General features: G+C 64.2%; 12 protein-coding genes. 3 read left to right on the top strand and 9 right to left on the bottom strand.

The genetic code is table 11. The features are described from left to right. The 6 genes from NKI95_RS10525 to bglB form a co-directional block, all read right to left on the bottom strand. Complete coding sequence (locus tag NKI95_RS10525) at nt 1-1,053, bottom strand: carbohydrate ABC transporter permease (protein WP_352716505.1); 1,053 nt, start codon at nt 1,051-1,053, stop codon at nt 1-3. Next, nucleotides 1,050-2,072 (bottom strand): carbohydrate ABC transporter permease, encoded by a 1,023-nt coding sequence (locus tag NKI95_RS10520; protein ID WP_352716504.1) that lies wholly within the window; start codon nt 2,070-2,072, stop codon nt 1,050-1,052. Before NKI95_RS10520 ends, NKI95_RS10525 begins: the two co-directional genes overlap by 4 nt. Continuing rightward, entirely contained in the window at nt 2,069-3,337 is a 1,269-nt protein-coding gene (locus NKI95_RS10515; RefSeq protein WP_352716502.1) for an ABC transporter substrate-binding protein, read from the bottom strand. Before NKI95_RS10515 ends, NKI95_RS10520 begins: the two co-directional genes overlap by 4 nt. An 88-nt stretch (nt 3,338-3,425) precedes the next feature. Continuing rightward, nucleotides 3,426-5,945 carry a hypothetical protein gene (locus tag NKI95_RS10510; RefSeq protein ID WP_502909143.1) on the bottom strand — a complete coding sequence of 840 codons (2,520 nt, stop codon included), beginning with the start codon at nt 5,943-5,945 and terminating at the stop codon, nt 3,426-3,428. Further along, nucleotides 5,942-6,775 (bottom strand): 5-dehydro-4-deoxy-D-glucuronate isomerase, encoded by an 834-nt coding sequence (gene kduI, locus NKI95_RS10505; protein ID WP_352716500.1) that lies wholly within the window; start codon nt 6,773-6,775, stop codon nt 5,942-5,944. The genes NKI95_RS10510 and kduI overlap by 4 nt, the downstream gene beginning before the upstream one ends. Beyond that, nucleotides 6,772-7,872: a beta-galactosidase BglB gene (bglB, locus tag NKI95_RS10500; protein WP_352716498.1), complete on the bottom strand. Its 1,101-nt coding sequence runs from the start codon at nt 7,870-7,872 to the stop codon at nt 6,772-6,774. The genes kduI and bglB overlap by 4 nt, the downstream gene beginning before the upstream one ends. Before the next feature lie 111 nt (nt 7,873-7,983). On the opposite strand from bglB, the gene NKI95_RS10495 reads away from it, so the two are divergent. Further along, complete coding sequence (locus tag NKI95_RS10495; RefSeq protein WP_352516539.1) at nt 7,984-9,051, top strand: LacI family DNA-binding transcriptional regulator; 1,068 nt, start codon at nt 7,984-7,986, stop codon at nt 9,049-9,051. Here NKI95_RS10495 and NKI95_RS10490 read toward each other — a convergent pair. Both NKI95_RS10490 and NKI95_RS10485 read right to left on the bottom strand, forming a co-directional pair. Then, complete coding sequence (locus NKI95_RS10490; RefSeq protein WP_352716497.1) at nt 9,036-9,506, bottom strand: flavin reductase family protein; 471 nt, start codon at nt 9,504-9,506, stop codon at nt 9,036-9,038. The genes NKI95_RS10495 and NKI95_RS10490 overlap by 16 nt on opposite strands. Nucleotides 9,507-9,517: 11 nt before the next feature. Continuing rightward, nucleotides 9,518-10,675 carry an LLM class flavin-dependent oxidoreductase gene (locus NKI95_RS10485; RefSeq protein WP_352716495.1) on the bottom strand — a complete coding sequence of 386 codons (1,158 nt, stop codon included), beginning with the start codon at nt 10,673-10,675 and terminating at the stop codon, nt 9,518-9,520. 230 nt (nt 10,676-10,905) lie between these two features. On the opposite strand from NKI95_RS10485, the gene NKI95_RS10480 reads away from it, so the two are divergent. Together NKI95_RS10480 and NKI95_RS10475 are read left to right on the top strand one after the other, a co-directional pair. Next, entirely contained in the window at nt 10,906-11,562 is a 657-nt protein-coding gene (locus tag NKI95_RS10480; RefSeq protein ID WP_352716494.1) for a GntR family transcriptional regulator, read from the top strand. Between the two features lie 60 nt (nt 11,563-11,622). Beyond that, nucleotides 11,623-12,696 carry a Gfo/Idh/MocA family protein gene (locus NKI95_RS10475; RefSeq protein ID WP_502908387.1) on the top strand — a complete coding sequence of 358 codons (1,074 nt, stop codon included), beginning with the start codon at nt 11,623-11,625 and terminating at the stop codon, nt 12,694-12,696. 29 nt (nt 12,697-12,725) lie between these two features. Here NKI95_RS10475 and NKI95_RS10470 read toward each other — a convergent pair whose 3' ends face one another. Further along, nucleotides 12,726-13,784: an ABC transporter ATP-binding protein gene (locus tag NKI95_RS10470; protein ID WP_352716491.1), complete on the bottom strand. Its 1,059-nt coding sequence runs from the start codon at nt 13,782-13,784 to the stop codon at nt 12,726-12,728. Nucleotides 13,785-13,816: the final 32 nt, after the last annotated feature.

Raw genomic sequence — 13,816 nt, 5'->3', positions numbered from 1 at the left:
TCACTTCAGCCCGGTGCCGGCAATGCCGGAAGTGATGTAACGCTGCAGGAAGACGAAGACGAGGACGACGGGGATCATCGTCACCACGGTCATCGCCAGGATGTAGTGCCACTGCACGTTTAGCTGGCCGGCATAGGTGTTGAGGCCGACCTGGAGTGTGTAGAGTTCCTTGCGCGACAGCACCACCAGCGGCCACAGAAAGTCGTTCCAGCGCCAGACGACCGAGAAGATCGCCAGCACGGCGAGCGCCGGTGCTGCAAGCGGCAATACGATGCGCCAGTAGATCTGCCATTCGGAAGCGTTGTCCATGCGCGCCGCATCGAGCAGCTCGTCGGGGATGGTCAGCATATATTGGCGCAGCAGGAAGACGCCGGTCGGCGTCGCTACCGTCGGCAAGATCACGCCCCACAGCGAATCGAGCAGCCCGACGGCGCCCACCACCGAATAGAGCGGCACCAGGATGACCGACAGCGGCACCATCAGCGTACCGACGATCACAAGCATCGTCAGATCGCGGCCGCGGAACTTGTATTTCGACAGGGCGAAGGCGGCCATCGAATTGGTGAGCAGCGTGATCAGCGTCGCCATTGCCGTCACAAAAACCGAATTGCGCAGATAGCGCAGGAAGTCGAAATGGACGAAGGGCTCGGTGTAGTTCTCCGTCGCGAAGCCGATTTCGCGCACCGGCTGCCGGTCGGCGATGTTGACCTTGACGACATCGTTCGGCGCCTGCGGGTCGACCATCTGCGCCATGATGCCGATGCGCCGCACCTCGGCCAGCACCTTGGTCGAACCATCCGGCAGCTTCACCCTGTAGAGGGCCAGCGGCTTGTCGTAGCCTTCAACCCTCGCCTGTTGGCTGACATAAGGCATTATGGTCGGCGGGAACTCGGCAAGCTGGGCCGGCGTCTTGAATGACGAACCCACCAGCCAGACGGCCGGACCGAACATGATGACAACACCGCCGAGCAGCCACAGCCAGCTCACGATATCCGTCCAATGCCAGCCGCGACCGCCGCGCCGGCGGGTCAGGAATGTCATGACGCCGCTCATTCGCGGGCTCCTTTCCGCTCACCCCGGCGTCCGACCTGCAGCTGAACCAAGGTGAGCACGACCAGCACCAACCCCATCAGAATCGAAGCCGCCGAAGCCAGCCCCGGATTGCGCAGCAGGGAGGCGAAGCCGATCTCATAGATGTACTGCGTGATATAGAGGGTCGAGGTTCCCGGCCCTCCACCCGTCAGCACATAGACTTCGTCGAAGATCTGCACGGCGCGGATCAGCGTCAGTACGATGACGACAAGCAGATTCGGCATCAGCAGCGGCAGCGTGATGCGCCAGAACACCCGCGCCGGCTTCGTGCCGTCCATCTCGGCCGCTTCGTAAAGGTCGCGCGGGATCGCCTGCAATCCGGCAAGCAGGATCAGCGTATAGAAGCCCATATGTGCCCAGACCGAAACGCTGACGGCGGCGGTGAAAGCCCAGAAACGGTCGGTCAGCCAGTTGTGCGGCTCGCCGCCCATATCATGGACGATCAGGTTGAGCAGGCCCTGGCGCTGCAGGATCCAACGCCAGATGAGGCCGGTGACGACGGGCGACAGCAGCACCGGAAAGAAGAACACCGCGCGCCAGAAGCTGCGCCCGACGATCTCGCGGTTGAGGATCAGCGCTGTCGCCATCGACACGACCGTCATCAGCGCCACCTGCACGACGACGAACAGACCGGTATTGTGCACGGCCTTCCAGAAGAGATCCTCGTGGCAAGTGGCAGTGTCCAGATAGTTGCCGCAATCGAGCAGGCGCTGGTATTGCTCGAGCCCCACATAGGTTCGGTCCTGCAGGAAGTAGGCCGTTCCCGACGTGGCCGAATAGAAGAAGTTGATGATCATCGGCACCAGGACGAAAATGCCGAAGATCGCCATGTTTGGGGCGAGGAAGAACGCGGCCATGCCGCCGGTGCCCGTCGCGCGCTGCCAGAACTTCAGCGGCACGTTGACGATCGATGCCAGCCACACGACCGGCGCCGCGAGGGCGGCGCCAATCCATGTCTTCAGTGTCGCGGCGGCGGTCACTTCGCCTCGGCAACCTTGTCGGCGATATCCTGGTCGATCCTGCCCCAGGCATCGTCGAGGCTGAGCTCGCCGGCCATCACCTGGCTGACGCGCGTCACCAGCGCGGCAAAGTAAGCGTTGGCCCACTTCCACGGCGGCATTGCATCGGCCGCCGGCAGGGTTTCGCCCGCCGCCTTGACGAACTTGTCGAGCGCGGGACCGACGTTCTTGTCGGCCGAGACCCATTTCAGCCCGCCCTTGTCTACGACGCCCTTGTGCGCGGGCAGAAACAGCGTGCGCTCGCTGAACTCTTTCACCACGTCTTCACGGGCCAGATAATCCATGACCTTGGCGACGTCCTTGGGATTCTTCGTATATTTGATGGCGACCAGCGCCGCGCCGCCCTTCACGCCCGAACAGCCTGCGGTACCGCAGGGCGAGCCGGTCGCCACCCAGTCGAAACTGTCGCCGATCTTGGTCGACAGATTGGCGACCTGCCAGCTGCCCGAATAGTAGAACGGGATCTGGGCGTTGATGAAGTCGTCGGCGGCCGCGCGATAGGTCGAGCCTGCCGCCGACACCCAGGTATCCTTCAGCATCAGGCCCTTGGCGGTCCAGTCGACGAGCTTGCCGACGAACGCCTTGGTGCCGTCGTCCACTTTCGCCGGCATACCATCGGGGCCGATATAGTTCGCTCCAAAGGAGACATTCGGACCCGAAATGCGGTGACCGGAACGGTCGATGGCGAAGGCAGCCGGAAGCTGCTGGCTCTTCGCCACTTCGGCGGCGGCGTTGATCCAGTCGTCCCAGGTCGCCTTGTCGCCGGGCAGCGGCACGCCGGCCTGTTCGAACAGCGTCTTGTTGGCGAAGCCGCCGGTGAGCGTGAGCTGGGTCATGAAACCCGGGATGGCGTTGGAGCCGTCGGGGCGCATCCAGTCCAGCGTGTCAGCGAAATTGTCCTCCCAATATTTCGGGTCAGCCACCAGTGGCCTGAGATCGAGCCAGTGCTGGGCAAGCTCCTTGATGTTGGTGACGCGGGCGATGTCCGGGCCCTGGCCGGCTTCGAGCTGGATGGGCAGCTGCTCCTGGATCACCTTGTAGGCGACGTTGTCGAGCGTGACGTGGATGTCGGGATTGTCCTTCATGAAGCGGTTCAGAATGTCCTGGATGACATCGCCTTCGACACCGTCCGAATACCACATGATGCGCACGTCGCCGGCAAACGCGCTGGTCGATGCGAGCAGACTGACCGATAGCGCGGCCAGCAAAGTGCGGGACTTATTCATGCTTTCGTCTCCTCCTTTAGCGGGGCGGCGCCCCGATAGTTCAAGCCGCTACGCCCTCTCCTCTTGAGCGTCGCAGCCGATTTCCTCCCTACTCTCTGTGCTTCATGCGCATCGCCTCACCGCGCACGGTCCAGTTGGTCGGATCGAGTGTACGTCCCTCAGCCACGATCCTTGCGTCGGCGAGGAAATGCACCGTGCCGTACTCCGGATCCTCGACGATCAACTCGCCGTCGGGACCCGACCGCACCGACAGGCCGGCAAAGGCGTCCGCCCAGGCGTCGAGCGCCGGCAGATTGGCATTCCGGTCACCGAGGCGAATGATCCACGTCGTCCTGCGTCCCGCCGCCCGCAGCTCGTTGCCGGCGGTCGGGCCGGCCACGACCTGCGTGAGAGGCACATCCGTCTTCAGCATGACGAAGGCGTCGCCGGATTGCGCGAACGCCCGATCGCCACCCACTTGCACGGCATCGAAGGCACGTGCGGGGAACCAGGCGTGCGTGAAGTCGGGCTGTTCATCCGAGCAGGAGAAGCTGACGATGGCGAGGTCGCGATATTGGTGAAGCCGGGGCAAAGTGCCTGAGCCGCCCCAATATGATGGTCTGCCATATCCCGACTGCAGCACTTCGCCGGGGTGGTTGATCCAGATCTGCGCATTCGGATTCTTGCCCAGCCGGGCGTGAATGACGGTCTCCTGATAACCCCATTGATTCCAGCGATAGCCAGCGGCGCTGCCCATCGCATGGTTGCGCGTCTTGTAGTGGTAGAGCCGCGCGAAGCGGTCTTGTCCCTGCGCGAAAGTCCATTCCCACGCCGTATCGTCGGTGAGGGAAGCAATTGGTGCCAACCCGTCCGGAACGCTCAAATCGTGATCCCGCAGGCACAGTGCCAGCTGTGGCAGCGCATGAAAGCGCATGCCGTAATTGCCCTTGCCCCAAAGCATGCGGCAGATGCCGGATAATTCCAGCGAACGCGCGGCGCGCAGCGTGTGCTCGTAGGAGCGGCCCTGCGCCCCGGTGAGGATGCCGCGATGCGCCGAGCGGGCGACGATTTCAAGCAGGCGTATGATTGCCTTGCCGGCACGTTCGGCGATGTCCTTGTCCGGGGCCAGCGCGTAGAGCGCGCACAGGCCCTTGAGGTCGATGGGAAAATAAGGCGCCGAGTTGAACTCGGCCATCTCCCATGCCTCGAAATGGTCGAGCCAGGCCCGCACCCGCGCGGCTCCCACCGCGGACTGTTCGCGGCCAAGGCGGCCCGACCGCACGAACCGCACATCAGGCAACAGGCCCCCAGCAATATAAGCGGCGGTGTGGAAGAGCAAAGCGTGGTTCTCGGAGAAGTACCACTGCACATCATTGCCGGGCTCGTCCATCCAGTAGCGATAGCCGAGGATGGCGTTGTCGACGCGCGCGCGCAGGCTCACTTCCAGCCGATCGCCATAGGCCTTGCGGCACCACAGCAGCGGCACCAGGATGAAGTCGGCGCAATCGTGACAATCCTCGATCGCCGGCAGCGTACCGGAGATCATGGCGTCGGTCTCGGCGCCCTGCTGGCCGATCGCCAGGCGCGCCAGTGCGCGCACGGTGTCGGCCTCGGCGTGACCGGCGACCTCACGCAAGGCCTCATTAATACGCGCGGTAAGCGTTTCCGGCGCATCGCCCTGACGGCGCGCGTGGCATATCTCGACGCCGAAGACACGCGATACGGCATGGTCTGCGACCGTCAGCGCCACCTTGAAATGGCGAAAGTCGGCCGGCAGCTGCTCGGTATCGGCGATCGGCAGCCGCGTCTGGCCCGCCGGCAGATCGAAGGCGAAGCGCACCGGCGTCTCGATCGACATGAAATCGCCCTCGATCTCGACCTCGACTTGCGCGTCGCGCGGCAGGGCCACGCCGGTGACAAGCGCCACCTCGCCGCCGTCATAGGCGGGACGCTCGAAATGCATGTCGTCGAGGGCTGCTTCCATCGCATCGGCAACGCCGCTCTCGACTTCGATCGGCAGTGCGACCGAAGCAGCCGGACCGGATAGATAGTCGAGCTGGAAATAGTAGCGGGCGTCGCGCTCTGCGAGATCGTCGAACCATATGCGAATGTCGTTGCGGCCGGCCCTCAGCGCGATCTTGAAGTGCTCGGCACTTTCCAGATTGCGGCCGTAGGGCGCCATCCAGCCGGCTTCCTCACCATTGGCAAAGAGTATGGCGCCGCCGCATGTGCGCAGCCGCACCATCACCTCGCCAGTCGAGGCCGCCTCGATGGTGGTCTCGGCCCAGGTTCCAAGCACCGTCGGCCGGAACCAGAAGCCCGATAGGTCGATGCGCGGCGAGGCGAAGGGCAGCCAAATGCGCTCGGCGCCGAATTCGGCGCTGACCTGTGGTCGCTTGCCGCGTCGTTCCGCTGCGAACTGCGTGCGGCACGGATATTCATGGGGAATGAAATTCTTGTGCTTGGTCAGGAAGAAGAAGGGATCCATCTCGCCTTGCATGGGCTGGTCGGCCACATCGTAGCGTTGCTCGGCGATAGACCCGAGCCGCCAATAGACGATTGGCTGCCCCGCCATGAGCGGCCGGCGCAGCGTAAAGTCCGTCCGAACGCTTTGCGCGGCCTCGCTCATCGCAAATCCTTCACGGCAACTGGATCGACATCGGTGTAGGCCTGGTTCTCGCCGGTCATGCCCCAGACGAAAGCATAGGGGCCGGTGCCGGCACCCATATGGATAGACCAGGCGGGCGACAGGACAACGTCACCGTCGGCGACCATCAGGTGGCGCGTCTTGTCTGGCCGGCCCATCAGATGGATTACACGGTCGGCCTCGGCGAGGTCGAAGTAGCAATAAGCTTCCATGCGCCGCTCGTGCAGATGCGGCGGCATGGTGTTCCACACACTGCCCGGCGCGAGGTCGGTGATCCCCATCAGCAAGAGGCAGGACGGGGCCACTTCGGGATGGATGTACATGCGCAGCGTGCGCCTGTTCGCGCGGGCCTCCTCGCCGAGCACAAGCGGCTTGGCTTCGCTGTTGACGATGAGACGGTGCGCAATATCGGCGCCGGCCGGCACCGAGTTCATGTAGAAGCGTGCCGGCCTCTCCGGATCGTCGCTCTCCAGCGTCACCTCACGCGCTCCGCGTCCGACATAGACGATGTCGCGGTTAGCCGCGGGAAAGCGCCGGCCGTCCACCGCGACCGCACCATTGCCGCCGAGATTGGCGATGCCCATCTCGCGCGCGTCAAAGAAGAGCGGCGTGCCGACTTCGGCCCCGTTGCCGAATGCCAGCGGGTTGGCCAGCGGCACCGCGCCACCGACGATCATGCGGTCGACATGGGTGTAGACGAATTCGATCGCGCCAGGCCGGAACAAGCCGTCGACCAAGAACTCGGCCCTCAGCCGGTCCGTGTCCATACCGGCAATATCGCCCGGCGACGCGCCATAGAGCGTCCGCATCATGCCGCCTCCACCTTCGACTGCAGATGCCGCGCCCCTTCGGTCAGGCACAGAATGGCCAGCGCCTGCCCGTAGCCCGTCGGATGGATCGGTATATCGCGATAGAACTGCAGGTCGGCGCCCATGCGTGTGCCATAGGACACGTTCGCCACCACGCCTTTGTCATCGATGTTCGCCACCACGGCTGCCAACGCGCGGAGGCCGGCGGCACGGCACTCTGTCGAGCCGATTCCGAGCCGCACGGCCTTCATCAACCCGTAGCCGAAGCCGGCCGTGGCGGAAATCTCCTCGTAAGACGTCGGGTCGTCGAGCAGAGTGTGCCATGCGCCCGAACCTGCCTGCACCTCGAGCAGGGCGTTGATCTGCGTCTCCAGCACGCCGAGCAGATAGGCCCGGACCGAGGGGGCAATTTCGGCGAACTCCACCAGTTCGAGGATACCGACGGTAATCCAGGCATTGCCTCTCGCCCAACGCGCACGGGCGAAATTGTGCCGTCCCGCGAAGGTCCAGCCGTGAAACCACAGCCCTGATGCCGGGTCGGCGAGATAACGGGCGTGGACCAGGAATTGCCTTTCTGCTTCTTCGACGAAGCGACGCTGACCGGCAGCCTGGCCGTAGGATGCGAGGAACAGCGCCACCATGAACAGCGTGTCGTCCCACAATTCGTCGTCGTTGACCCGATCCGAAACATCGTGCTGGAAACCGCCCTCCGGCGTCCGCGGCAAGGCGGTGACTACCTGCTCGGCCCATTCGCGCAGGACCGGCTCGAAGCGCGGCTGGCGCCGGCGCCGCCACAATTCACTTAGCGCCAACAGAGGCGCGGTGGTGTTGACGTTCATCGCCGGAAGACCGGCAGCGATGCGTCGGTCGTACCAAGCCTCGATCGTCTGCAGCAGCCGATCGTCACCGGTCTGCGCCCACAGCCGAACCAGCCCGTAGAGCCCGACGCCCTGCGGCCATTCCCAGCTGTCGAAGCTGACATAGTCGCCCGGCGTGCCGTCGAGATTCGGCTCATGGAACCGCCCGTCATGACGCAAGCCGGTCATGCCGGCCACGAGGCTGGCAAGCGCGGAATTCAGGCGTTCGGCCGATAGCGGCATAACTCCTCCCGTTTCTCCCGCTTCATCAGAACTGTTTCACAGCCATTTTTCTTGCGCAATCTGAAAATTTTTTGCATTAATCGGATGACTTTGGCGGAGGTGACGGAGCGCATGAGTATCCAGGGCAAGCGCGGCCGCCCCAGCCGCCGCATTCGACTTGAGGAGATCGCGGCGCGTTGCGGCGTGTCGGTCAGCACCGCCTCTCGTGCGCTGAGCGGAGTCGGCGGCGTGAGGAACGAGCTTCGCACCAGGATCATCGAAACGGCGAAGTCGATGAACTATGCCATTCCCGCCTCGGTTGCCGGCCGCAAGGTCATCCTGGCCGCAAGCAGCGTGGCAATGGTGGACAGTGCCCGCAATCAGTTCACCTACCATGTCCTTGATGGGCTCAACGAGCGCGCCCGGTTGCTGGGCGTCGAACTCGTGACCCGGCCGGTTTCGGCGCCCGAGGACGAAATCGCGCTGCTGCGTGAATCCGAGCGCGATGACAGCGTCGCCGGCTGTCTGTTTCTGACGCTGGACGATGACGATGTGCTGACGCTGACAGCCGGATTCGCCAAGCCGATCGTGCTCGTCAACGGCGACGATCCCTCGATGCGCCATTCGAGCGTGACGCCCTGCAATCGCTCTGCCGCCATGCTTGCCGCGCAGCATCTGATCGGCCTCGGCCACCGCCGCATCCTGTTCCTGATGCGGCGTGGCCGGCGCACGATCGAGCGGCGCTACGAAGGTTGGCGCGACGCGCTGATCACGGCCGGCATTGCCGGCTTCGACGACTTCGTGGTCGAGGTGCAGGACTGGTTGCCGGAACTTGCAAGCAGGGCCGTGACCGAGCGCATCGCGGCCCGCGGCCTCGATTTCACCGCCGTGCTGACGGCTGGCGACAGCTTGGCGTTTGGTGCCATCGCCGGCGTCCAGGAGGCCGGATATTCGGTGCCTGGCGATGTGTCCGTGGTCGGTATGGACGACTTGCCGCTCGCTGCCTTCTGCAACCCGCCGCTGACGGCGATGCACATTCCTATGCGCGAGATCGGATCGGCTGCGCTTAGCCTGCTGCTCGACGACATGGCCCATTCGGGGTCGCCGCCACGTCGCGTCGAACTTGCCTGCAATCTCGTGGTGCGCCAATCGACGGCACCAGCCCGGAGCGGCGCCGGCGGTCATCAACTGGCCTCTTGAGCGCGCGACTTGCCGCCAGCAAAGAGCAGCGGCAAACCCTCTTGCGTCTGCAGTTCAAGGACACGTCCAAGCAGGATCATATGGTCGCCAGCCGGGAAGCGGTCGGCGACGCTGCATTCGAACCGCGCCAATGCGCGCGGCAGCAATGGCACGCCGTGCTCGCTCCACGACAGGTCAAGATCGGCAAAGTCCGTCCCCGACTTCGAAAAACGCCAGCACAGATCGATTTGATCTTCCGCCAGCACGTGAATGGCGTAGTGCGCGGAATTGGCGAAGGCTTCGAACCGGCGCGAGTGGCGGCCGATAGACCACAGCACCAGCGGCGGATTGAGCGACACGGATGAGAAGCTGTTGGCAGTGATTGCGACCGGGCCGTCGGCCGTGCCGGTGGTGACGACCGTGACGCCGGTGGCGAAACGCCCAAAGGCGTTGCGCAAAAGGCGGGGATCACACACAACATGCTCCATCAGCGGCGCTCTCCCGTTCCCAGTGGTGTCGCCGGGATCCGTTCCGGCACACGGCCATAGGCGTGCGGGAGCGAGCATGTCTTGAGCTGAGGCAACACCTTGGTGCCGAAATGACGCGCCTCGTCGAGATGCGGGTAGCCGGAAAAGATGAAGGCGCGGATCCCCATCTTCATATACGCCTCGATTTCCGACAGAACCTGATCGGTCGAGCCCACCAGCGCCGCGCCGCAGCCAGAGCGCGCCCGCCCGACGCCCGTCCACAGATGCGGCTCGACATAACCTTCGGCATCGGCGATCTGGCGGTTCCTGGCCTGGTGCGATACGCCGAGCGATCGGGCGTCGAGCGCGCGCTCGCGGATCGCCCTGCCCTGCTCGTCGTCCAGCCTCGAAACCAGCTCCCGGGCATATTCCTTTGCCTCGGCCTCGGTATCGCGCACGATCATGTGGACGCGCAGGCCGTAATCGAGCGTCCGCCCATGACGCTCGGCGCGCTGGTGGACGGCTCTCATGCGGCCGGCGAGCTCCTCCCTGGTTTCCGGCCACATCAGGTAGACGTCGCACTGTTCGGCGCAAAGCTCGAGCGCGTCGGGCGAATAACCGCCGAAATAGAGCAGCGGGCCGCCATTCTGCTGATAAGGCTTCGCCGGCGCCGTCGAGAGCCCTTTATAGCGATAGACCTCGCCCTCGAAATCGATGCTGTCGCTGGTCCAGGCCTGGCGCAGTATCTGCACCACCTCGCGCGAACGCTGATAGCGGTAGGCGCTGTCGGCTGTCTCGCCCGGAAAGTCCGACGAAATAATGTTCACCGTCAGCCGGCCTTCCAGCATGTGGTCCAGCGTGGCAATCGTGCGCGCCAGCATGATCGGCTGCATCTCGCCGCAGCGCACAGCGGCAAGCAGATTGATCTTCGACGTGATCGGCGCGCAGCCGGCAACGAAGCTCAGCGTGTCCTGGCCGACCTGATAGGACGACGGACACAAGATGTTGCGGAAACCGAGTTCCTCGGACGTTTTCACGATCTCGGAGCAATGCGCCCAGCTTGAGCGCAGCGCGCCGTGCGGCACGCCGAGATACCGATAGTCATCCGAGCAGAGTGCGGCGAACCACGAGACTTCGGCTGCGTCGAGGTCCGGCGAAGTGATTGGGACGATGCTCATTGCCACTCTTCAGAAAAGACGTCCGGGCCACTCTTCAATGACGTCCGGAGCTGCGAATAGGGCTTGCGTAGCATTCGTTTTTGTGTAGATCAATACTGTATCAATTTTTTGCGGCCAAACCCGAAACCGGGATGCGATTGGAGCACCGGATGCATTTGACAAGGGCGGACCCCGGCCACCGGTCCAGCCAGATGCGCGGCCCCTTGCCTGTGCACCTGCAGACCAGCGAAATGCTGATCCGCGAAATCGCGGCCGGACGGCTGGCCGACGGGGCGCGGCTGCCGCCCGAGCGAGAGATGGCCGCGAGCCTGGGGATTGCCGTCGGCACGCTCAGGCGCGCGCTTGCCGATTTGACGGAAAAGGGGCTTCTCGATCGCATCCAGGGCTCGGGCAATTATGTGCGGGCGCGCGGCGAGTTGCTCGGGATCTATGCCTTCTTTCGCCTGGAGCGCATCGGCGGTGGCGGCCTGCCGAGCGCCGACGTGCTATCCATCGAGCGGCTGCCCAAGCCCGCCGACCTGCCGCAATTCGGCAGCGCCGGCGAAGCCCACCGTATACGCCGGCTGCGGCGGCTCGACGGCGAGCCGGCCGCGGTCGAAGAGATCTGGCTCGACGCCAGCCGCGCCGAGCGGCTCAAGCGCGAGGACTTGTCGGAATCCCTCTATCTCCACTACCGGCTCGCGCTCGGCTTTTCGATCGTTCGCGCCGAAGACCATGTCGCCGTCGCGCCCGCGCCGGACTGGGCCCCGCTCGAGTTCAGGCCACCGCCGGGGACGGTTGTGGGTTTCATTGAACGTATCGCCTGGGCTGGCGACGGCGCCAGCGCGGAATATTCCCGCAGCTGGTTCGATCCGGGCGCGGCGCGGTACGTCACGCGTTTCAGATAGGCCGGAGGAAGTCGCAGCGTGACCAGATCATCGATCGGCTACGGCATCATCGGCTGCGGCATGATGGGCCGCGAGCACATCCGCAACATCGCCCTGTTGCCCGACGCGCATGTGGCAGCGATCTTCGAGCCGGACCCCGGCATGTTGGCAGCATCGCTGGCGACGGCGTCGGGCGCGCGATCGGCGGCGTCGATCGCCGAACTGCTGGCCATGGACGAGGTGGACTGCGTCTTGATTGCCAGCCCCAACCACCATCACCTCAGTCAGATGGAGGAGATCGCCGCACTTCGACCGCTGCCGGTGCTGGTGGAAAAACCGCCCTTCACCGAGGCCGCCGACGAGGGGCGGATCGCGGCGTTGAAAGCTCGGCTTCCGCTCGTCTGGGTGGCCATGGAATATCGCTATATGCCTCCCGTCGCCGCATTCGTCGAGCAGGCCCGCCACGCCACCGGCGGCATCCGCATGCTGACGGTCCGCGAGCACCGCTTCCCGTTTCTGACGAAGGTCGGCGACTGGAACCGGTTCAACCGCAACACCGGCGGCACGTTCGTCGAGAAGTGCTGCCACTTCTTCGATCTGATGCGGTTGATACTCGGATCCGACCCCGTCCGCGTGATGGCGAGCGCTGGACAGGCCGTAAACCATCTCGACGAACGCTATGGCGGTGAGAGGCCGGATATCGTTGACCATGGCTATGTGCTGGCTGATTTCGCGAGCGGCGCGCGCGCCATGCTGGAACTGTGCATGTTTGCCCAGGGCAGCCGCTACCAGGAGGAACTCTGCGCTGTCGGCGGCGACGGAAAGATCGAATGTCTGGTGCCCGGACCAGGCCGTTTCTGGCCGACCCACCTTGGCCCTGCGCCAGTGCCCCAGTTGATCGTCAGCCCGCGCAATCCGCCTGGACCACGCCTGCTGGAGATTCCCGTCGACCCCCGGCTGCTCGAGGCAGGCGACCATAATGGTTCGACCTATTTCGAGCACGCCCGCTTCACCGCTGCGGTGCGCGGGCAAGGCAAAGTGGAAGTGACCTTGCAAGACGGCTGGTGGGCCGTCGTCATGGGCCTCGCCGCCGAGAGATCGGCCCGCGAAGGCCGCGCCATCGAACTCGCCGGTGAATTCGCTTTGCCGACCTAGGCCGACCACGCATTCACCGGACCACCGAGTCAGATGCGCCGACCAGTTTCGGCGTCGAACAGATGCGCACATGCGCGGTCGATCTCGATCCGCACCCCTTCGCCTTGCTTCAGCGCAAGCCTTTCTCGGAAAAGGCAGGAGATTTCTTCACCGGAGCAGTCGACCCTGGCGAAGATTTCCGAGCCTGTCGCCTCGAGAAGCGTGACCGTGCCCGGCATACCTTGTCCCGTCGCCCGGATATGTTCCGGGCGAATGCCGTAGACGAGTTCGCGTCCTGCGGCATCCGCCGGCTGGGCGCCTTCCGGCAACGGCAGGACCAACCCGCCGGCGCTGCGAAACACGCCCTCCTCGATGCGGCCGGCAATGAAGTTCATGGCGGGCGAGCCGATAAACCCGGCAACGAAGAGATTGGCCGGATGGTCATAGAGGTCCAGCGGCGCGCCGATCTGCTCGACCAGGCCGTCATGCAGCACGACGATCTTGTCGGCCATCGTCATCGCCTCGATCTGGTCGTGCGTGACATAGATCGTCGTGGTACCCAGCCGCTGGTGCAGGGCCTTGATCTCACCGCGCATCTGGACGCGCAACTTGGCGTCGAGGTTGGAGAGCGGCTCGTCGAACAGGAAAACCTGCGGGTCGCGTACGATCGCGCGACCCATGGCGACGCGCTGGCGCTGGCCGCCCGAAAGCTGGCGCGGATAGCGGTCAAGCAGCTTTTCCAGGCCGAGGATGCCGGCTGCCTTCCTGACCCGGCCAGCGGTATCGGTCGGGTCGGCTTTCTTGATCTTCAGGGCAAAGCCCATATTGTCGGCCACAGTCATGTGCGGATAGAGCGCATAATTCTGGAACACCATGGCGATGTTCCGGTCCCGTGCCCGCAGATTGTTGACCATACGCTCGCCGATGGCGATCTTCCCGCCGGAGATCGTCTCAAGGCCTGCGATCATGCGCAGCAGCGTCGATTTTCCGCATCCCGACGGACCGACCAGGATGACGAACTCGCCGTCGGCGATATCGACGCTGACGTCGTGAATGATCTTGGTGGCCCCGAAGGCCTTCTGCACGTTGTTGATCGTTACCGATGCCATTGGATCTTTCCTGGAAAAGAGTGATGTCAGGG

Origin of the sequence: Mesorhizobium sp. M0306 (genome assembly GCF_040321655.1) — a bacterium.
Taxonomy (GTDB): Bacteria; Pseudomonadota; Alphaproteobacteria; order Rhizobiales; family Rhizobiaceae; genus Mesorhizobium.
This window is presented reverse-complemented; position numbering and strand designations above follow the sequence as displayed.

Coding starts and splice junctions, on each gene's coding strand:
- NKI95_RS10495 (WP_352516539.1), top strand. CDS start 7,984: ATGAGTATCCAGGGCAAGCGCGGCCGCCCCAGCCGCCGCATTCGACTT.
- NKI95_RS10470 (WP_352716491.1), bottom strand. CDS start 13,784: ATGGCATCGGTAACGATCAACAACGTGCAGAAGGCCTTCGGGGCCACC.
- NKI95_RS10485 (WP_352716495.1), bottom strand. CDS start 10,675: ATGAGCATCGTCCCAATCACTTCGCCGGACCTCGACGCAGCCGAAGTC.
- NKI95_RS10475 (WP_502908387.1), top strand. CDS start 11,623: ATGATGGGCCGCGAGCACATCCGCAACATCGCCCTGTTGCCCGACGCG.
- kduI (WP_352716500.1), bottom strand. CDS start 6,775: ATGATGCGGACGCTCTATGGCGCGTCGCCGGGCGATATTGCCGGTATG.
- NKI95_RS10510 (WP_502909143.1), bottom strand. CDS start 5,945: ATGAGCGAGGCCGCGCAAAGCGTTCGGACGGACTTTACGCTGCGCCGG.
- NKI95_RS10515 (WP_352716502.1), bottom strand. CDS start 3,337: ATGAATAAGTCCCGCACTTTGCTGGCCGCGCTATCGGTCAGTCTGCTC.
- NKI95_RS10480 (WP_352716494.1), top strand. CDS start 10,906: ATGCTGATCCGCGAAATCGCGGCCGGACGGCTGGCCGACGGGGCGCGG.
- bglB (WP_352716498.1), bottom strand. CDS start 7,872: ATGCCGCTATCGGCCGAACGCCTGAATTCCGCGCTTGCCAGCCTCGTG.
- NKI95_RS10525 (WP_352716505.1), bottom strand. CDS start 1,053: ATGAGCGGCGTCATGACATTCCTGACCCGCCGGCGCGGCGGTCGCGGC.